The 20,925-nt window shown below is 29.5% G+C and carries 19 protein-coding genes; 12 read left to right on the top strand and 7 right to left on the bottom strand.

Going from position 1 to position 20,925, the window contains the following annotated elements; translation table 11 throughout:
* Nucleotides 1-335 precede the first annotated feature (335 nt).
* The 9 genes from Q7C23_RS04410 (at nucleotide 336) to Q7C23_RS04370 (ending at nucleotide 6,553) form a co-directional block, all read left to right on the top strand.
* Nucleotides 336-716: a hypothetical protein gene (locus Q7C23_RS04410; RefSeq protein ID WP_375031365.1), complete on the top strand. Its 381-nt coding sequence runs from the start codon at nucleotides 336-338 to the stop codon at nucleotides 714-716.
* A 582-nt stretch (nucleotides 717-1,298) separates the two neighbouring features.
* Entirely contained in the window at nucleotides 1,299-1,934 is a 636-nt protein-coding gene (locus Q7C23_RS04405) for a hypothetical protein (protein ID WP_375031364.1), read from the top strand.
* Between the two features lie 366 nt (nucleotides 1,935-2,300).
* Nucleotides 2,301-2,585, top strand: coding sequence for a hypothetical protein (locus tag Q7C23_RS04400; protein ID WP_375031363.1), 285 nt, complete (start codon nucleotides 2,301-2,303; stop codon nucleotides 2,583-2,585).
* Between the two features lie 324 nt (nucleotides 2,586-2,909).
* Nucleotides 2,910-3,230 carry a hypothetical protein gene (locus Q7C23_RS04395; protein ID WP_375031361.1) on the top strand — a complete coding sequence of 107 codons (321 nt, stop codon included), beginning with the start codon at nucleotides 2,910-2,912 and terminating at the stop codon, nucleotides 3,228-3,230.
* Nucleotides 3,231-3,830: 600 nt separating this feature from the next.
* Nucleotides 3,831-4,124 carry a type II toxin-antitoxin system HigB family toxin gene (locus Q7C23_RS04390; protein ID WP_375031360.1) on the top strand — a complete coding sequence of 98 codons (294 nt, stop codon included), beginning with the start codon at nucleotides 3,831-3,833 and terminating at the stop codon, nucleotides 4,122-4,124.
* Between the two features lie 5 nt (nucleotides 4,125-4,129).
* A complete protein-coding gene (locus Q7C23_RS04385; RefSeq protein ID WP_375031359.1) occupies nucleotides 4,130-4,486 on the top strand; it encodes a type II toxin-antitoxin system HigA family antitoxin in 357 nt (118 codons plus the stop codon).
* A 117-nt stretch (nucleotides 4,487-4,603) separates the two neighbouring features.
* Entirely contained in the window at nucleotides 4,604-4,855 is a 252-nt protein-coding gene (locus Q7C23_RS04380; RefSeq protein WP_375031358.1) for a hypothetical protein, read from the top strand.
* A 40-nt stretch (nucleotides 4,856-4,895) separates the two neighbouring features.
* Nucleotides 4,896-5,570, top strand: coding sequence for a hypothetical protein (locus tag Q7C23_RS04375; RefSeq protein WP_375031357.1), 675 nt, complete (start codon nucleotides 4,896-4,898; stop codon nucleotides 5,568-5,570).
* A gap of 284 nt (nucleotides 5,571-5,854) precedes the next feature.
* Nucleotides 5,855-6,553 (top strand): IS1 family transposase, encoded by a 699-nt coding sequence (locus Q7C23_RS04370; RefSeq protein WP_375031356.1) that lies wholly within the window; start codon nucleotides 5,855-5,857, stop codon nucleotides 6,551-6,553.
* A gap of 562 nt (nucleotides 6,554-7,115) precedes the next feature.
* Here Q7C23_RS04370 and Q7C23_RS04365 read toward each other — a convergent pair.
* Nucleotides 7,116-8,249: a hypothetical protein gene (locus Q7C23_RS04365; protein WP_375031355.1), complete on the bottom strand. Its 1,134-nt coding sequence runs from the start codon at nucleotides 8,247-8,249 to the stop codon at nucleotides 7,116-7,118.
* Between the two features lie 430 nt (nucleotides 8,250-8,679).
* On the opposite strand from Q7C23_RS04365, the gene Q7C23_RS04360 reads away from it, so the two are divergent.
* The 3 genes from Q7C23_RS04360 to Q7C23_RS04350 all read left to right on the top strand — a co-directional run bounded on the left by Q7C23_RS04360 (nucleotide 8,680) and on the right by Q7C23_RS04350 (nucleotide 12,553).
* The gene (locus Q7C23_RS04360; RefSeq protein WP_375031354.1) at nucleotides 8,680-9,453 is read left to right on the top strand and encodes a hypothetical protein; all 774 of its coding nucleotides are present in this window, start codon (nucleotides 8,680-8,682) and stop codon (nucleotides 9,451-9,453) included.
* Nucleotides 9,454-9,753: 300 nt separating this feature from the next.
* A complete protein-coding gene (locus tag Q7C23_RS04355; protein WP_375031353.1) occupies nucleotides 9,754-11,295 on the top strand; it encodes a nucleotidyltransferase in 1,542 nt (513 codons plus the stop codon).
* A 91-nt stretch (nucleotides 11,296-11,386) separates the two neighbouring features.
* Nucleotides 11,387-12,553 carry an SAVED domain-containing protein gene (locus Q7C23_RS04350; protein ID WP_375031352.1) on the top strand — a complete coding sequence of 389 codons (1,167 nt, stop codon included), beginning with the start codon at nucleotides 11,387-11,389 and terminating at the stop codon, nucleotides 12,551-12,553.
* A 66-nt stretch (nucleotides 12,554-12,619) separates the two neighbouring features.
* Here the strand turns inward: Q7C23_RS04350 and Q7C23_RS04345 are convergent, their stop codons facing one another.
* From Q7C23_RS04345 to Q7C23_RS04320, 6 genes are read right to left on the bottom strand one after another with little or no spacing between them, the layout of a single operon-like run.
* Nucleotides 12,620-13,858, bottom strand: a complete 1,239-nt coding sequence (locus Q7C23_RS04345; protein WP_375031351.1) for an McrC family protein — start codon at nucleotides 13,856-13,858, stop codon at nucleotides 12,620-12,622.
* Complete coding sequence (locus Q7C23_RS04340) at nucleotides 13,851-15,806, bottom strand: McrB family protein (protein ID WP_375031350.1); 1,956 nt, start codon at nucleotides 15,804-15,806, stop codon at nucleotides 13,851-13,853. The genes Q7C23_RS04345 and Q7C23_RS04340 overlap by 8 nt, the downstream gene beginning before the upstream one ends.
* A gap of 28 nt (nucleotides 15,807-15,834) precedes the next feature.
* A complete protein-coding gene (locus tag Q7C23_RS04335) occupies nucleotides 15,835-16,647 on the bottom strand; it encodes a hypothetical protein (RefSeq protein ID WP_375031349.1) in 813 nt (270 codons plus the stop codon).
* Nucleotides 16,634-18,229 carry an AAA family ATPase gene (locus tag Q7C23_RS04330; RefSeq protein WP_375031348.1) on the bottom strand — a complete coding sequence of 532 codons (1,596 nt, stop codon included), beginning with the start codon at nucleotides 18,227-18,229 and terminating at the stop codon, nucleotides 16,634-16,636. Before Q7C23_RS04330 ends, Q7C23_RS04335 begins: the two co-directional genes overlap by 14 nt.
* Nucleotides 18,230-18,238: 9 nt before the next feature.
* Nucleotides 18,239-19,423 (bottom strand): restriction endonuclease subunit S, encoded by a 1,185-nt coding sequence (locus Q7C23_RS04325; protein ID WP_375031347.1) that lies wholly within the window; start codon nucleotides 19,421-19,423, stop codon nucleotides 18,239-18,241.
* The gene (locus Q7C23_RS04320; protein WP_375031346.1) at nucleotides 19,423-20,883 is read right to left on the bottom strand and encodes an N-6 DNA methylase; all 1,461 of its coding nucleotides are present in this window, start codon (nucleotides 20,881-20,883) and stop codon (nucleotides 19,423-19,425) included. Before Q7C23_RS04320 ends, Q7C23_RS04325 begins: the two co-directional genes overlap by 1 nt.
* Nucleotides 20,884-20,925 lie beyond the last annotated feature (42 nt).

Here is a 20,925-nt window from a genome sequence, read left to right as displayed (position 1 = left end):
TCTGATAAAAGTCTTCTGACTTTTATGTTACTTCATATATTGTCTTTTTATATTTTGGAAACAAAATTCTAAGAAAATTAGTTTTAAAAATCACAGCCTTAATTATTAAGTTTTTATTGAAGTTTTTGAGAGAATTTAATGAGGCTTTTTTGTAGTACTAAATTGATTTAGTAAGAGTTTTTATCTCAAATAATTCTTGAGTATATCTCTGTAAAAATCAATTTTTGTTTTGTTTTTATCTTGTTTTTACAGTTTTAATTGATAAAAATATAATACATGTGTTTTTATGTATAAATTTTCTTATATTTAGAATGCCTAATTTAAAAAAATAACAAATGAAAAAAACAGCTTTAATTATCGCTTTATTCGCTTTTGGATTTTCTTTTGGTAAAACACCTAACTGTGAACCTTTGCCAAAAATATCGTTATTTTCCTTTTCGAAGGACAGTCAGTATGTTGTAACCTATGCTTTTGCATTGTATGACAAAGGAGGCAATGATGCTTGTTTTGGAGGTATAAACATGGGAAGGACCTTATATGCGGATTCTTCTATTATTGAAGAAGGGACACAATTGTATATTGATTCTACAGAAAGTAGTTCATCAAAATGGACGGGGGCTACGTCAACTTATTATCGATTAGTTAGTGGAACATCGGCAAGCACTGTTTCGGTAAATTCATCAGGAGTAGTTAACTTTGTTTCTTGTAGTAATTAAAAATAAGATGATAGTTTAAGTGAGTTTTTTTATGTAATTAAAATTTAACTGCTTGAAAGGAATGTTTATTAAAAGAAATTGAATAAAATAGAGGTGAGCGACAGCTTGCCTCTATTCATTTCTAGCATTTTGAAAAGTATCTCACTACTGTAGAAATCCTTTCATGTGGCTTGTATGTTGAAAGGTAAAATTCTCACTCTACGAAGTATTTCTCATGACTAATACGAACTTTTCCGTATTTTTTGTTTCTAAGAAATTCCAAATTTGATAAATGGCTCACGATTTTTTACGAGTAGTTCTTATCATTAATTTGTTTTTTTTTATTGTAGGAACTGGATCTAAGAAATTTAGTTTAAAAGCCAGAGACTTTATAAGGTTTCTATTTTTATTTATATTTGTTTGAAATGGCGTAAAGTTAGTTCATAAGGCTTTCAGGATTGCGAAGCGTTATCGAGGAACATTTCAGGGAGCAGGGGAGCAGGTTTTATCACATATATAAATAAGTTAGCGGTAATTGCAAAATAACTTGATACAAAAAACACATCATTTAGTCGACAAATGGAAAGTTTAACAATTAAGCAAATGGTTAAGAAATACTCAGTTTTGATATGTTTGGTCATTTCCGTGATTTTGCTAGTAATCGCAGCCTTACTTTATCCAGGCGGCTCATTGCTTGACAAAAATTCTGTGGGCTTTGACTGGTCAAAAAATTTTGTAAGCAATTTATTCGCAGCAAAAGCGATAAACGGTTCACAAAACCCGGGCAGGATTTGGGCAATTATTGGAATGGCATTCCACTCGATTGGTTATGGCATTTTTTTCATCAATATGTCAAAAAAAATACCTTTAAGACAATGGGCTAAAGTTTTAAAATTTATAGGGGCTGTCAACCTATTATTTATTTTCTTAATTGCAACTCCCTTTCATGACCTGGGAACAATATCGATCATTTTAACATTGTTTGGTTTATTTACTATTACCATATTTATCATAAAGTCAAAACTTCATTTTCTTAAATTCTGCTGTATCATCTGCTTATTGACTTTTTACTGTTTCTTCGCGCTATTTGGTTTTGGTTATTTAGGTTTAGCAATCATAATGCAGAAAGTATATAATGCAAGCTCGCTGCTCTTAGTTTTAGGACTGGAGTATTTTACCAAATATGAGGACTTTATACAAATTAAATCGGGAGAGCAAAGAGATGAGAAGCCCAATTAAAAACACGAAAAATCTTATTCTTAAAATGTTTAATTGTTATATTAGATGTAACTAAATGAAATTTTTGAATCTAATGATTTTAGATACATTAAAAATTTTACCTTTTTCGTTTTCAAATGCTAGCGCTGATGATGAAAATCAAAATACCACTACTTTACATAAAAGAGATAAATAGTAACTTCTTTAAGAAATTTATTCATGCCAGGTCTTAAATACAAAAATGTTCAATTCTCGTATTCTATTTTAATAATCTTTGTAATTACTTTTTCACTAGTAATTTATCCTCTTACTGATAAAACGAATCTGTACTTTCCTGCTTTATTTTTGATTATCATTTTTATCATTTTTCACAAACTGACCATCACATTGAATGAAAGTAAAATTTCAGCATATTTTGGATTTGGTTTTTTTAAAAAAGAAATGCCTATCAGAGATATTGATATTGCAAGTATTCAAAAGATTAAAGTTAATTGGTTAACAGGTTTAGGAATTAGAATTACAAACCATGGATGGTTGTACAATGTGAATTTTGGAGATGCCATACTTTTAAAATCAAAAGATAAGACAAAAACTTTTTTTGTAGGTACAGCCGATTTCGAAAATTTGAGTCAAATTTTAATAGAAGAGATTCATAAAGAAGAAATGCTCTAAGGTTATTGAGTATTTATTTTTTAGCTTGTAATTGAGAATATAAAATATTTTTTAAAGCTAGATTAAAAAAAGAGACTTCTTCAGTAGCTACTTTATAAAGTGTTTTTTATCATTAGAATTCGCAGCGTGAATAAAGAAGACTTGGGAGAGCAGAGGAAAAACCAATAAAACTTTAAATTAACTAGATTATGAAAAAAATATTTTTTTTTTAGCATTGTTATAATATGTATTTCTTGTAAGACAAAAAGAATTGAAGAAAATATTTTTTATACAAAAAAGAATAATTCTTTTGAAAAGTTTGATTTGCCTAATACTATTCAAGGAATGGCTATAGCAGGAATTATAGATTCCCTAAATTCTAAAGATTATAAAATATCAAGAGCTTTTGATAATTTATATTTAGATTATGATTATAACAAAGCTTATGTTACATATGGAAAAGCTATTTCTACTAGACGTTTTATAATTAATAGAGTTATTAATTTAAGTGCTCTGAAAGCAATGGAATCTGATTCTAAATATTCTATAGTTGCAGATTCGAATGTTATTAAAAGTAAATACTCTAATTTTATCTTTGAAATGCCATATGTCGAAATTTCATTAAGAGATCTAGCAAGACAGAGAATAAGTGAATTAGAAAATTAATGGGTAATCTTTCAATTGGGTAATCCCCCGCTACGCAAAGTGTTTCCTAACTCGCGCTTCGCAAATGTCTCTGAATCATATCTTTGTAAAAGTAACCATTTAATAAACAAACAAGGATGCAACTTGTTCTCTGACTCTTTGAGCATTTTTTGTTCTTCTTAGAAATTGTAAACCTAATAAAAGTCTCCCGACTTTTTAAGATTTAACTTAAAACAAAAAAGCTCCAGATTTCTCTGAAGCTTTGTGTCTTAGTAGCGGGAAGCATTTAAATATCTAACCAGATTATCTTGGATTATTACAATATTTTAGCATGCGCATCTTAATTTTTTCTCTGCTCTTTGTGTGCATAGCCATTTATATAAATGCCAAAAATCATCAATCAAATTAAAAGCCCTTTTGAAAATTTGTAGTGAAAAAAAAATTTAAAATAATGTGTGAAATTTATCACACATATCTACCCAAATTTGCATGATTTTGTGTGGTTTTATTACACATCTAACTAAGTTAGTAATCATTGGGACAAATTTTGTTCAGATAAAATGGCAGAAATAATTCCCATATTGGGAACTTTTTTGTTATCTTTGTCCAAAACTTAGAGACTTGAGAGTAATTGCAAAAAAGATATTGAGAGATTTTTGGGAGTTACATGCCGATTGTGAACAACAATTGAAGTCTTGGTTTCAGGAAGCAAGTAAAGCTGAATGGAAAAACCCAAACGAAATAAAGCAAGAATACCCAAGTGCGAGTATTTTGAATGACAATCGTGTTGTTTTCAATATAAAAGGGAACAATTACAGATTGATTGTGAAAATAAATTATGATTATCAAATGGTTTGGATTCGTTTTATTGGAACGCATTCGGAATATGATAAAATTAACGCTAACGAAATTTAAGAGCTATGGAAATTAAACCTATAAAAACAGAAACAGATTATAATCAAGCTCTTGAAAGACTTGAAATAATTTTTGATGCTAAAAATGGAACACCTGAAGGCGATGAACTTGAAGTGCTTGGTATTCTAATCGACCAATATGAAAATGAATTCTTTCCTATTGGCTTGCCAGATCCAATAGAAGCAATAAAATTCAGAATGGAACAGATGGGCTATAATCAAAATGATTTGGCAAACATTATAGGTCTAAAAAGTCGCGCAAGCGAAATCCTAAATCGTAAAAGAAAACTATCTCTTGAAATGATTAGAAAATTACACGAAGTTCTAAATATTCCAACTGATGTTCTAATTCAAACATACTAGTAGTAACGATTGCAGTAGTGTTTCAGAGTTCGTGATATGAGATTTTAAATTTCGAACATTTTTATCTTTAAAAAAAATAATTTAAATTTTAGACCTAAAGATAATAGATTAAGATTTATGTGGCCATCTGACAAATATACTTCACAAGGTACCAGTTTCGGTATGGACGGTATAGGTTATCACTATAACGTTAGAGGGCAAAAGGGAAAAAGTGCTGGATTTGATGCTGCTTTTAGGCCAGGCGGTCATACTGCTTTGCTCATAGGTAAATTTATGCTGGGATTATTACAACCACAAACACTGCCTTTATTAGCTGAAGAAACAACAGTAGAAGAAGCAGCAGTAATTATTTATACTTATGCATTTTAATTACATGAAATTAAATAACTTCGTTTTAAATAAATTTTATATGAAAATTATCTGTGTCATATTATTGCTTCTTATTTTTTTAGGTTGCAAAAAAAATCTAATTGAAAAAGAAATGAATTTAATGAACGAAATGAATTTTGTTCCAAGTAAAAGCATAAAAATTAAAAATTTGTTACCTTTTAAAAACGACCACGTATGTATAGGCACCTATATATTAAAGAATGACTCAATTATTTCACAATATGAAATTGAATCAAAGTATTCATTAATGGTAATAAAACTTAAAAATGTATCTAAGAATTGTACTTTCAATAATCATAAATCAACTAATTATCCAACACCGGGCTATTTTTCTACTATTAACGAAGGGTTATACGAAGTTAATTTGAGTCCAGAAATATTTAAAGATGACTATAAAATTAATAGCATAGATATTTTTTCAGATAATGAGATAAATTACCAAGTAAATAATGACACTATAAAAAGCTTTGATCTTAATTTCAGTAAATATGTGATCAAAATTAATAATCAGGATGCAAAGGTAATATTTAGTAAAATAGAATATTATGGACTAAAAAAATTAAATGCTAATATAGTAATTTATCAAATTGAAGATGAAGCATATATTTTCATTATGACACCTCTGAAAAAAAGCATTCTCATGGATAAAAACAAATTGCATGAACATCTTTTTGGTGATAATTCCCCCAAATAGGTAGTGTATCAGATTAGGTGTTTTTACATATTAGCAATTTAACTACCTGAAAGAGAATAAAGATTTGTAATTTTTGAATAGTAAAAGAGACGACCATCAGGTCGTCTCTTCTGTTTTTAATATTTTAAAAAGCCTTAAAATGCGGTAGTGTATCAATTGTGTGGTTTTGCTTTTATAAAATTTAAACATATTGATAATCAGTATATGTTAAATAAAATTAATTTTAAAAGGGATGGGTATTTGTACTCATCCCTTTATTTTTGACGCTTAATAATGGTTTAAAAATGGATAATATTAAACTTGGTGTATCAAAAGTGTGTTTTGGACAAAAAGACTCTGATGTATGTGAAGGAAAACTCATCAAACATGGTTTTACTTCATCGGGAAAGGCTCGATTTAAGTGTTCAAAATGTAACAAAACTAAAGTAGAGTATTACACTAGTAATGCTTATAAATCAAATACAAACAAAAAGATTATCCAATTAACCAAAGAGGGATTAGGAATAAGAAGCACGGCAAGAATATTAAATATTTCAACTACAACATTATTGAAAAGGATTGTTTCTATTGCCAGAGGTATTTCCAAGCCAATTATCAGCAAAGGCAAAACTTATGAAGTTGATGAGCTGTGCACTTATATCAGGCACAAGAAAAATTACATCTGGCTGGTTTATGCCTTGGAAAAGAATTCTAAAACAGTTGTGAGTTTTAATGTTGGAAAACGAACCAATAAAACGCTGAGCCGTGTTCTGGAAACTTTAAAATTATCTGACGCTAAAAAGATATTTACAGACAGATTAAAAAACTACAGGTATCTGATTGACGAGAAGCTGCATTCGGTAAAGCGGTTCGGGACAAATCATATTGAAAGGAAGAATCTGATACTCAGAACTCATCTAAAAAGACTGAACCGACGGAGAATCTGCTTTAGTAAAAGTTTAGTAGTTTTTATGGCAGTTTTAAAGATTTATTTTTGGATTTGAGTTTAGTAAGTTAATTTTTTTAGAGAATTAACTTAACGGGACTTGAACCAGTTTTCCTTGAAAACACTGGGAGTTTTTATTCTTAAAAAATAAAACAAGATTTATCGAACCACAAAAAAGCCTGAGAAATCTAGATTTCTCAGGCTTTTACTTATTCTAGTAGCGGGAAGCATTCAATTATCTAACCAGTTTTTTGAAGATTTTTACAAAATCGTCAGCTAATAATATTATTTTAAAACTTCATGAAATTCTACTATTTAATTTAGTTTGAGTCTTTTAATAGTTTTCGGGACTAGTGGGTATTCCGGAGCAAATTGGATACTATTTATATTCTCATAATTATTTACTGATTCAGTAGGAATAACAGAAAAGCGTTTTTTTCGTTGACTAATGTTATGTGCTACCTCTGCAAATTTATAAAGAACATTTCGTATCATGAATATTTCATCATCAGTATATGAAAATCCATTTTTGTTTAAAATCTTTTTGCATTTTGTAATTGATATCATATAGTCTTATTTGTTTAAGTTTTATCAGTTCTGGAAAAAATATTAATTAGGGCTTAATACCTATAAAAGGAAGTGTCATTTTTTTTAATTGAGATTAATTCTTCCTTGTCGGAATTATTTAGAAGAGAATCTTCTTTTTTTGTCAATGGATCGAACCAATCTGTTTTGTCAATAGCCCAATTTAGCCAGCCTTGTAATTCATTTGTAAGTTGATTGTTTTTTACAGCAGTAACTTCTATATCATTTAAATACTCCCTCACTATTTTTGCATTGTTGTAAAAAATAGCATCGTTAAATAGTTGTTTGGTTTTCTTAAGTTCATTTTCTCTTTTCTTCTGAAATTCAATCCTTAATTTTTCCTCCTCTTCTCTTTTTAAACGATTTATTCTGCATTCTTCTCTCCATACCAATTCTTTGTCTGCTTCTAGTTCAATTGTGGCAACTATTTTGGCTAATTGATTTTCTAACTTTAAAGTACCATCATTCCATTCTTTAGCGTGAAAGCTTTCTCCAATTTTGATTATTAAAATACCTGTAGGAATGAAAGTAGATGAACTGTATGGTTTATCTGAAGGTATTCTTTTATTCTTTTCTCTTATTTGGAAGTGAAACTCAACATCATTTACTACAATACGTGGTCCTCTATTATTTCTATCTCTTCTAAAGGAATGACCTCGATATCTAAGAAGTTTTATAAATGTGTCCATTATTCTTAGAGCTCTATTGAAGTTATTCTTTTCAACATAAATTGATATCATGTCAATCTTTTCGTCCATAAAATATCCGTCATTTTTCTTTTTATCGAAAAATAACTTGGTATTTTGAATTAAAATATCCGGTTTGCCTAATTTTTCAGCAACAATCAATGGAGATTTAGATTCACTTATGATTTCTTTTGTTCTAGTAGTTATTGGGGATTTATCTATGTTAACAAGATTTTTATCTTGTCTTAAAGCTAAAATGATTTTGTCTTCTCCTTGGAAAAGTGAATTCAACGTAGGCTTTTCTACCTCTTTCTTGAATTTCAATTTCGTCCAATATCCAACATCAGGCATTGGAATTTCAAATTCTTTACAGATGTTTTTCAAACCCTCGTTTGAATAAGCATACTGTACTGTAAGTTTGACAAGAGATGTTGACCAGACCAAATCAAATAATTCTTTCCTTGTTAGTTCCTTTACTTCCATAAATCATAAAATATTAATTTTATTAAATTTATGAAATGCCTTTTTAAGATCTGAAGAATTGATATTAAAAATGATATATATTATAATTGAATTGGTTCTTATGGTTCGAACTCTATGAGGGTCTCTTCATTTAAGTGATCTTGATGATACAAAATGCGAGATTTATATATTACATGAAGCTATATTCTTGCATTCTGAAATTTAATCAGCGATTTGGCTTATCAATATATGGAAGAGAAATTTGTAAGTAATAATTTTTATTAACTACGCAGAATAACTGCGTACAGCATTTGTAGTTTTGATCCATCATTAAGAAAATCGTATTTAAAAATGGAGAACAAGTATTAACTTGAAAAGAAAGAATTAAGAAGCTAAATTATTTATATCTGCTCTATCATTGAGTCGAAGTTAACCTTTAAAGATTATAAACATGATAAGACATCGAAAAATAAAAGAAGATGATGGGAATGGTGAATATTCTATTTTTGAAACATTCGATTTTGAATTTGTAAATCCCATAGAGCATTATTCCACTGCTATCGTAGCAAGTAATTTCGCAATGATGAAAGAGATAGTATTACTTAAAGATCCTCCGTTTCCATTTCCCATTGAATTTATCGAACAAACTCTGATGAAAGAAGCAGTTAAAAAATGGGATGAGGAACTTAATGAAATTTTAAAAACTAAGATACCAGAAAATTTTATATCGCTCTTAATATCTAAGACAAAAAAAGAACAAGTTAAATTATTAAAAAATCAATCAATAAATCCAGATCAGTTACTTGCGTTTCTATTTAAAGCAAAAATTAACTTTGGATATTCTTTTAGTCAATATAGGGGAGAGCATAATCATAAAGGTCTAGATGAATCAAAAATGCCTGCTCTTGTTGAAATAAAAAAAGATGTAGTTCATAAAATTGGAGATACCCCACTTACAGATGGACAACTTAAGCAAGCAATTGAACAAAGAAAAGTAATCGTTTCAAAATTCCTCGATAAAGGAAATGAATGGCATTGTTTGCTTTTGACATATGATAGTTTAAAAGGGAAAGAATCTTGGAAAAATGGACAACCACATTATCATTACATTTCTGATAAATTTGGAATTCCAAGAGATGAAGTCGTTAAACAACTGAAAAGCAGTAGTTACAGTTTAGGTAGTCTTCCACATATTGATTTGATTAGTTATCGTGATAAATCTTAATGTTAGATAATGTGGCATTCAGTGAAATATCTCATTTGTGGTTTAAATTAGGTATAAATACTTGCTTGACATTCAAAAAAATAAACTTAATTCATATTTAAAATTAAAAAATCAGTATCAATTATGGAAAACCGTTTTTTAATTATTTTTTACTGTATTAATTTTAAAAGTTTCCAAGGAATATTTCGAAGAATTCATTTCTTTTTGAAATGGCTAATAAAAATTATTACTGTTAAAAATTGTAGAAATTAGAAAAGTATAAATTAAATAAATTACAATAAACGAACATAAAAATCAAATATGGTAATAACTCAAGAGGGTGTAAAAAACAATATATTAGTTGAGATTGGAGTTGCTCTAGACATAACGGAGGCTCAATATAAATTAGTTGAGGATAGATATAAAGCAGTCGGTGATCATCTTTGTAAGGATACATCATTACTTAAGAAATTTCGTCCAAGTGTGATGCCTCAAGGTTCTTTTTTACTAGGTACAATGATAAAACCAATCATGTCCGATGATGAATTAGATGTCGATATTGTATGCAGACTGACAGGTAAACATGATTATTGGGCACAATATCACTTAAAGCAAGAGGTTAAAAAACAAATAGAGGAAGATGCTCGATATAAACAAATGTTATGTAAAAAAGAAGGAAAAAGATGCTGGAGGATTGATTATGCTGAAGATACAAAATTCCATTTAGATATTTTACCGTCAGTTGTAGATCAAAATCATTTTACACTGCTTGAAAAATCATACAGCAACCTTACAAACCAAGAAATTAAAAATATTGCAATTAGAATTACTGATAATACTTTAGATAACTATTACAGTGATACCAATACACAAAATTGGATGCCTAGTAACCCTTTTGGATATGCAGCTTGGTTCAATGAAAAAAAGAAAACATCTTACGCGAGGTCCTTAAACTTAAGTGAAAGTGTAAAGCCCTTGCCTAAATATGAACGGGAAAAATCTCCTTTACAGAGAGTCATACAAATATTAAAACGTCATAGAGATATAATGTTTGGTAGTAATGAGGACAAACCAATTTCAATTATCATAACTACACTTGCTGCAAAGTCATATAAGCAAGAAGAAAATATAACTGATGCATTACTAAATATTCTATCTTCTATGCGTAAACACATCCAGTATGAATATTCTATAAAACATGGAAAACAAATAGCATGGGTTAGAAATCCTGTTAACGATGAAGAAAACTTTGCAGATAAGTGGGTGAATTCTACTGCAAAGGAAGAGAATTTTGATATATGGCTTAGCAAAGCTCAATCGGATTTTGAACTATTAAGAAATGCCGATTTTACCCAGATTTATAAATTATTAAAAACAATTTTAGGTACAAATGCAGTTAATGAGGCGTTTAGAAAAGCTAATGCGGTTTCATATATAACAGAAAGTTATTTACCAGCAACATTTGATAGAAAAATGTTTGAAGTTAGCCATAGAGCCCGGCCATATTGGAAGCTAAGTCTAAAATATAATATTGAAATTTATGGAAGTTTTAAGCGAGGGAAACAGATGAAATCAATTACTCCAAATGTAATTGTGCCTAAACATTGTGAAATATTTTTTGTAGCTAGCTCAAATGTTCCTAAACCTTATGATGTATTTTGGCAAGTGGTTAATACAGGAGATGAAGCTAAAACAAGAGAAGGCCTGAGAGGAGGTATATATCATTCTAAAACTGCTGGAAAAGGTGGCCTAAATCAAAAAGAGTATTCTGAATATACAGGAATGCATTGGATTGAATGCTTTATAATTAAAGATGGAGTTTGTGTAGCACGAAGTAATGAATTTATTGTAAATGTTCAATAAGATTGAAAAACAAATAATTACAATGTTTAGATAATGAATTTTGCTAGTTATTATTATGTAAAGAGAAATTATAAATTAGTTCAGAAAGGAAATGAGTAAAACACAAATACCAGCATCAATAAAAAATCAGCTGCTTATAAAATCTGGAGGCAGATGTCAATATAGAGGTTGTAATGTCTCTTTGTATAAGGACATAGTTACAAAACGTGATTTTAATCAATCTTATATAGCTCATATAATTGCTGATGTGCCTGGAGGTCCTAGAGGTGATTTAAAACGGTCACCACTTTTAGCTAAAGATTTATCAAATCTAATGCTTTTATGTTCTGCTCATCATCGTCTTATTGATGTAGTAGATGTGCAAAAACATCAGGAATCAGTGTTGTTGGAAATGAAAAAGGAGCATGAAGATCGTATTGAGCGTGTTACTGCTATTGCATCAAACATGCAAAGTCATATTCTTACTTACAAAGCAAATGTTGGTAATTTTACACCCGAAATAAGTTACCAAACTGTTAGTCAGTATTTACAACCAGATTATTTTCCTGCTATGTCGGATTGTATCGATTTGAGTTTGTCCAACAGTATTCAAAGAGATAGAGACGTAATTTTCTGGGCGACCGAATTAGCTAATTTAGAAGCACAATTCAATAGAAAGCTTTTCCAGAATTTTACTAAAGGAGAAATTAAACATCTTTCGATTTTTGCATTTGCCCCAATTCCTTTATTGGTTAGATTAGGTACGTTGGTAAATGATATTTATAATTGTAGAATTCATCATAAGGTACGCTACCCCGATACTTGGAATTTAGATGATGATAAAACTGAGATCAAGTATAAAGTAATCAAACCAACTACTAAAAGTAAAACAGTTGCCTTAAATATTTCTTTAAGTGGGACTATTACTAATGATAGAATCACTAATCTTTTAGGGAATGAATGTGATATTTATACTCTCACAATTGATAACCCGTTTAATGATTATTTAAAAAGCAAGAAACAATTAGAAGATTTTAGTTTAACAGTCAGACAGTTATTTAATCAAATAAAGATGGAGTATGGAGAAACAACTCCATTACACATTTTTCCTGCTATGCCGATTGCTAAAGCAATTGAATTAGGTAGAGTATGGATGCCAAAAGTAGATATGATGTTACATATTTATGATCAAAATACATTTAATGGAGGATTTACAAAAGCAATCGAAATTTTTAAAAAAAGTCAAACCCCGTTATTTTTAAACTTACACACTTTTTAGGACAGTGTCAATAATTAAGTTTTTTTAATTATTTTTTGCAATGTCAGATAAGTAGTTAATTCACTTTTATGTTTTGAATTTATCTATTAAAAACCAATCTATAATCTTATCTCCTATATTTTTATCTAAAATATCTGTTCCATCTTCGAAAATTGAAATTTTACCAACTCCGCATTCATGTTGTTTTATTTCAATGCTTTTATGAATATGATGATCTTGGAATTTTACAAATCCTTCAAATTTAGTTTCGTTTGATGGATATAGTAGCATTGCTTTTGTAGATTTCCAGTAATCATTATAAACATACATTTGACGTAAATCGTGTGTTGAAGGTTGGCTGTAAGCTATATTTTTCCATTTTGTATCGATAATAAATTTATCTGATCCATTATCTAATACAATATCAGGTCGTATTGAAATACCATCCCAAAAATGACGAGATTGCTGACCGTAAACAGTTAAGCCTTTATCAGATTGTTTTAGTCTGGCTAAAATATATTCTTCCCATAAATTATTCATATCAAATAATAAAGCTAACATATTTTCTGAACCACTAGAAATATTGGGTGCGAAATTTAATATGATGAACTTTGAAATTGCCAAAGCCGTTTCATAAGGAGTCGTTTTTCTCGTTTTAGGAATTTTAGAAAACGCTGCTTCGTTAACCGAAATATTTTTTACTTCTGGAAAATCAAGTTGTACGGTTTTGCATTTGGAATATAAATAATTGCCTTTTGTACATTTTTCTACAATACCCAATGCTTTCGATAGTATTTGATGTACCGAATGATCTTTATCATAAACTTGGTGCGTAGTATAAAAACGCTCTTTATGAACCAGATTCTTGCTGATGTGTCCCGCAAATTCCAGTTTTCCTTTTAAGGCATTTACGTTACTAGTCTCTGTATAATATTGTTTTATTAATCCCTGATGAATTAGTAATTGAACTTCGTTTAAAAACCATTCAAAGTAAATATCTAAGAGATGAATATTTTGTCTATTTACATCTGCATTATCTAATTTTTGAACTTTTAGTTTTTTAGTTACACGAAGCATTTTGATTAATGCTTTTTGCCAAACATTAAAACTCTTACCATCGTTATCTATTTTAGGCAAGATCTCAATTGTTAAACCATCAACCTGAATTACTCCAACAAATTGCTTAAATTTTACACCATTATGGCGTATATCAAAATACTTGTCATTATGTAATGCATTCAATTTAGACAATGCGACAAAATGGTTTTGTTTAAACTTTCCTTCAATAGATAAAAAGCTGTGTTCAAAAACTTGAATTTTAGGCATCGGTCTTTTTTTCTTCTTTTATGTTTAATAATTTTTTTATTGCATAAATAATATCAAAATCTTCATCTATATTTTTCAACCTCAACAACTTTCCACTTTCTGGGTAATTTTGACTAGTAAATGAAGCGAAAACATCACTATCGTATTTTTCCGTTTCGTCAAAAAAACCATTGCCTATAATCATCCCTATTTTTTCATAATCACCATAAAAATATTCTTGAAGTAATGGTATAATACAGTTTTTAAAAACTTGCTTTAGACCTTCAATATCATCTTTTTTTAATTTAATAAAATAAGAATGCCCAATAGTATGGTCTCTGTCTAACAAAATTTCAACTCTTTTGTTAATCTTTTCTAATAATTTATCCAATGCTATACCATCAACAAATTTTCCTTCTAGTAGTTTTGGCTCGGGCATAACTTCAGTAAATGAAAAGCGTCTTCTCAAGGCAGTATCTAATGCCTCCACACTACGGTCCGCAGTATTCATTGTACCTATTAGATATAAATTATTTGGAACACCAAACTTTTCATTTTTAGAATACGGTAGATCTAAAAAAATCTGCTCATTTTCTCCGATGCGTTTATCGGTTTCTAACAAGGTTATTAATTCCCCAAAAATAGCAGAAACATTGCCTCTATTAATTTCATCAATAATTAACACATAATTTTTTTTGCTTTCTCTTTTGCCTTTGACTAAAGCATATTCTTTAACTAAATAGTTTAGTATCTCTCTAATGTAAGTGGGATTATATAACCTCGAATAATCATCTGTATCAAATGCAATACGCATATTGTTAATATTTACTGGATACCAAGGATTATCTTTAGTTGTATTTTGAGGCTGAACATAAAACACACTAGTTCCTCTATATACTACTAAAAAAGAATTGTTAGCGTATTTAATGGTAAGTGCAGGTTTTCCATCTAACTCAGATATGTCGTGCTTCAACTTTTCTATAACATCATCAAAATTGCCATTTTTGACACTTGCTTTTTGACAGATTTGTTTAAAAATACCGTCTTCAACTTCGTACTCAACTTGATTATTTATTGTTTTTGGTTTTATACCTTCTACAAAATCCTCATAACTCATACTCTGATGAAAAGTGGTGAAAATAATTTGTCCTGATTCAAACAAAATATCATATTCTTTAACGATTTCTTTTCGCTTTTTTTCATCATCCCATGATGTATCTAAAACAAAATTTGGATTAGCAATTTTCACAGCCAACTCTTTAGTTGCGTAGGTCTTTCCTGTTCCTGGAGGGCCATATAAAATTTGATTCAACGAATTAGAATCAATACTGTTTTTTATGTCTGTTTCACTCATTTCATTTGATGTAATAGTAGCTTCCTCTTTAAAATGAACCAATGATTGCCATGGATAGGCAATCAAATCCATGAGATTATCAACTTTAATGTGTTCTTTGTAATATTGTGCTATATTGTAACTGTCTTTGTACCAATTCCCACTAAATTCAGGTAAAGGTTCATCCACATACTTTTTTAAATAATAAAACAATTCAGCCAAATTATTCTTATTAACTACAGTAGATAATAATTTCGGTTGGAGCCCTGCTATTAATCTATAAGTTGATGCTCTTCTATGTAGAGTTGTATACTTCCTTATATTTCTTTCTATTAATTCATAGACATCAAATAGTGGCCTATCTTGACTAATTGCAATTTTTTTTAGTAATGGTGCTATTTCATGCCAATTTTTTTTAATCTTTGCTTTTTCATCATTTGTAAAATATCCTTGCTGCAATGAAGAGACACATTGATTTCTGCCTTGTTCAAAAAATTCTCTAAAAATATCTTTATTCCAATCCTCCCATTTTTCTTTATTCTGTGCTTCTTCAATAAATTTAGGAACGTAATTTTTATATGAGTTTACCCAGTTTGTCCAGACATCTATATTTTGTACTACTTCGTTTAGTGTCATTTAGATTTGTATTTAAATTCTCTGTATATTAAACTAATTCTAATTCAAAAAATGCTCTATTGTCTGAAATTAAAGTAGAGAAAGGTAATTCTGGATTACATTTTTCATCAAGGTAAGTTGTGTAATCATTAATTTCTTTTGCTTTGTTTTCATCATTCATCCTATTAATAACTTTTTCAACGAACTTTTTATGAGCTAAAATTTTATTCCAGTGAGAAATTCTTTCATCATACATGTCTTGATTTCTTAACCCTACAGCTTTAATCATCAGTTCTCCTCTATCAAAATTTTCATTTGTTCCTTTTGGGTCTAAACCATCATAAAAAATGAAAGCTCTTGGGTCTTCATTTACTAAATCGATTAGAAGTGGAATTTCATTCTCACAATTTTGATTAACAATATGAGGAATACTTCTATTTAAATTATTTGCTAAAGGAAAATATTCGCCTTTACTTTTATTACAACTAGAACAAGAATAGAATAAATTACTCCAATTATAAGATAACCAATAATATCCTGGCTTATAAGTTTGTCCGTTATAATCTTGTTGATATGCTGCGCATGGTCTATAGTGTTCAACTTCATAACTACTTAAAATCTCCTTTTCACAATAACAACATTTGTTTTTTTGAATATTTCGCTTTAAAAAATCTTTGATTATATTATGACCATAAACACTTTGAGATGGTCTCCATCTGCGGTTGGGATTGTTAAATTTATCATTATCCACCATATACTGATCTAATAAACTTTGAGTATGATTTACAAGTTTACATTGTCCAACTCTACCTATCGAGTATGGAATAATAGGTCCAATTATTGGTTTATTAATTTGGATCATCTTCTTTCAATATCTTTGATAAAACTATTAAATCATTATATGTTTCACCAGAAGGGAATAAGTGTCCAATCCTTAATTCTTTCATTTTTTCTTTTTCTTCATCCGAAAGTTTTCCTTCTAGGAAAAGCTTTCTCATTGCAAAAAAACTATCAGTCTTTTTGTTTTTTGGTCTTGCGCTTTCTAAACCAAAATATTTACTTGTTAAGACATGATCTATTCTCCAAGTATCAAACTCTATCTCAGATTCTTCTATAATAATTTCATTATCTTCTTTTCTGTGTAGAAGAATTTCAGAATCAACAGAGTTTTGAACTATAAGAGGGCTATGTGTAGCAACAAAAATATGACTATCAAAGCTATTTGTATTAAATCTTTTTAAAAGTTCAATATAATCTCTTTGCCAATCAGGATTTAGATGGGTATCTGGCTCATCAAGAAGAAATAAGCATTCATCTGTTCCGACAACTAATAAAAGACCAAAAACAGTTAATAACTGCTGTTCTCCTTCACTTAATTGATCAAATTCAATTAGATCTTTAATATCTTTTTTTCTTACCTTGAAGGTTATTGCTTTAAGAATATCAATTATAGTTGTGGATTCAAGGGCATCAAAAAAATCAATGGGATGCTTATAATATTTTGTAACTTCATCAATAAATACATCAAATTTTATCTTATCAAAGAGCAAGAATTCTTTTACGAATCGTCTCTCATCATCTCCTTCATTATCATAATAAATAGGTTCGGAACTATTGTCAATTTGATGATTATATAGTCTTGTTAATAACCAATTGATTTTACCTTTAACATTCCAAAATGGATTTTTCACTTCTTCTTTATCTCCAATGTTAGAAATCAGATAATCCATTCCTCTATCCTTTCCATCGACATTTTTATAATCCCAATCAGGATTATTAAAGAGAATACTGAAATTTTCAATATTTTCTATTCCTAAATAATTCTTTAACAAATCATCTATTTTATCTTTGAAGTTGGAATCTTCTCTGAATAAAACCAGAGTCAGTAATAGCAATTGGCTATGATGATTCTCTGTAAACAACATTCTTCGCAATCCAGAATCCTGTTCTTCTTTCTTTTTGCGATGAAAGTTCTTTAAAATATCTTTTTGTTGATCTTCATGCTCTTTTAGTATATTCCTTATTCTCTTATTCTCTCCAGAATAATAACCAATAATATATTTAGGTATATATTTTGTTTTTCTATTTTTAATAAATTCTTTAAAATCGAGTATCTTAAAATCAATACTTTCTCCTGAAGCTAATGCCCTTGTGCTTATTGTAAAATTAGTTTCTGTACATTCAATTAAAATATCATCATCATAACACTCATAATTAATACTGTATTGAAATTTTTTTCGCTCATTTCCATATTCCCAATAAACAAATTCTTCTTCTGTATTTAGTAAATCAAAATTTTTGAATAATAACCCTAAAATTTCTATTAAGTTTGATTTGCCCACGCCATTTTTTCCAACCAAAAGAGTTATAAGATTTGAATTAAATTTCAAATCAATATTTTTTAAGTTTTTATATTCTGAAACCCACAATGATTTAATTCTCATAATCGATAATTATTTCTTATTTGTGTTTATGGATTGACCTTTCAGCTCCTGTATTTGTAGAAGCAACTCGCTGGCATGACCATCACTATCCAACTGCGGCACTAACTCACCTTTAACGGCTTTTGCTAGAATAGATGGAGAAAGTTTGTCAAACGACGTTTCTTTAAGAGTATTTAAAGAATTCAAAGTACTATTGAAGCCTTTTAGAAAAGTCTCTGCAAAATTTTGGATTTTGATTGGGGCAATTGGCATTCTTACTTCTGATAATGCTTTAAAATATAATCGTGCCCTAACACTGCCTTTTGTATTTGCACCAATTTCTAACAATCCTTGGTCTGATTTTAAAAAATTTAACAACAAACGTGGGGAAAGATGTTTGCTAACATTAAATACTACATAGTCAGGACTAGTTAGAGCATTTTCAGTTCCATCATAAATTGCGATTGATCCTATATTAACTCTCATTGTATTGTATATAAAATCTCCAGGTCTTACAATTTTGTATTTTTCAAAAGATTCTTTTTGTCCAATCCTTAAGTTTGTTATGCCTTCTTTAGCAGAAACTCCAATAAGCCTTAGGTTTTTCCAATTGGCTCCAATTCTATCAGTTCTTTCTTCTAAATACTGCCCTATTTTTTCTCTCTCATGAAACTTATTGTTCTTTGAATCTACCAAACAAGAATATGTAAACCTATTTGAAATGTCTTTTAAATTCTTGATTCTTGTTTTTATTCTTTCAAGTTGGGCAAAAATTGTATCTAATTTTTTTGCAATACGATTTTGTTCTGCAAGTGGTGCTAGCGGAAATTGTATATATTTTAAAAGTTGAATTGTTATTTGCGGTTGTGCTGTCCCAGTAATAACAATTGATTTATCTATACTGGCCATTACATATTTTACAAAATCCAAGTTGATTAATTCTTTTGATAATTCGTCAAGAATAATTGAATTACTTGTAATATATGATTTGTAATTTGTTTTGTGAATGGCTCCACTTGCTGCACCACGGCAAGAAATAATAATTTTCGAATTTTCAAAAGAATATTTTGAATATTTACCAATTATTCCATTAGCTCCATAAACATCAAATCCTTCATCAGTTAATTCAGAAGTAGATAATCCTTTTCCATAATATAAGTTGAATAGATTTTCTAAATTAGTTTTAACCCAATTTTTAGGCAATTGCTCTTCCATTACTTCAATTCTTTAATCATTGCATTTAATTGCTCCGTAATACTTTGCAATTCTAAAAGTGCTTCTTTAGCAATATCAATTGGTTCGCCTAAATCATCAGAGTTTGTTAAAGTATTATCAGCAATTAAACCTAAATCTAAGCTGTAATTTTTCTTCTCAATTTCAGAACGCGAAATACTATGCCATCTTTGATCTTTAATATTTTTTCGTTTTGCATCAGAAACTAATCCATCATATTCTTTTTCAACTTTGTCAAATGATATTCCACCAGTGTAGGCAAAAACAAAATCTTCAAAAGCCTTTTCATTAAAAGGAGTACGTTTACCATAGCTTGGAGCATTGGTACGCATATCGTAGAACCAAACATTTTGGGTATTGTTGCTTTCAGTTTTTTCTCTAGTAAAAAATAATACGTTGGTTTTTATACCAGCGGCATAAAAAATACCAGTTGGTAAACGTAAAATTGTATGCAGATTGCATTTGTCCATTAAGTCACGACGTATTTTTTGTCCATCGCCATCTTCAAATAATACGTTATCAGGCAAAACTACTGCAGCTCTTGCTTTTCCGTCTTTTTTTAAACTACGATAAATATGCTGTAAAAAGTTTAATTGTTTGTTACTTGTCGGGAATGTAAAATCGTCTCGTGTTGGGCGTTCACCTCCTTGTTTAGTTCCAAACGGAGGATTAGCCAAAACACCGTCAAAATCTTTTAAACCTTTACCAAATTCGGTTAAGGTATCTGCTAAATATATAGTGCTTTCCATTCCGTGTAAACGAGCGTTCATCAATGCTAGTCTATGTGCATCAGGAACTAACTCGACGCCAGAAAAAGCTTGAGTTGTTTGAAAATGCCTGTCTTTTTCAGATAAATGAAAATAACTATCCGTTTTACGTCGTAAATAATGATCTGCAGAAATCATAAAACCAAATGTTCCTGCGGCAGGGTCAGTCCAGCGTTCTCCCAATTTAGGCACCATTAAATCAACCATGATATTAATCAATGGGCGAGGAGTGAAGTACTGTCCGGCGCCACTTTTCTTTTCTCCCGCATTTTTTTCTAAAAGGCTTTCGTAAATGTCTCCCATTACATCACGATCGTCTTCTTCGTACCAATCTAGTTTATCTATAGCTGTCACAAGAGAACGAAAATTTACTGGTTTACGTAAGCTTGTTGAGGCGTTGCTATATATTTCTTTTATGCTTTGGCTTTGAGTTTTATCACTAACAGTTGCTAAGAATTCACGGTAACGAGCGAAAGCTTCATTATTATCATGTTCATTTACAAAATACTGCCATTTATATTCTGTGGGAATTTTATCATCAAAACCTTTTACTTCACTTAATTTTAGAAAAAGAATATAGGTCAACTCATTTAAATATTCGTGATAGGTTACACCATCATCACGTAATACATTACAAAGATTCCAGAGTTTGTTGGCTATTTCTTGTGCGCTCATTGTTTATTTATTGCGAGGAGATTCCTCAAATTATTTATTATG

It is taken from the genome of Flavobacterium sp. LAR06 (assembly GCF_041946075.1).
Classification (GTDB): Bacteria; Bacteroidota; Bacteroidia; order Flavobacteriales; family Flavobacteriaceae; genus Flavobacterium.
The sequence above is the reverse complement of the archived record's forward strand: the minus strand, read 5'-3'. Positions and strand labels throughout refer to the sequence as shown.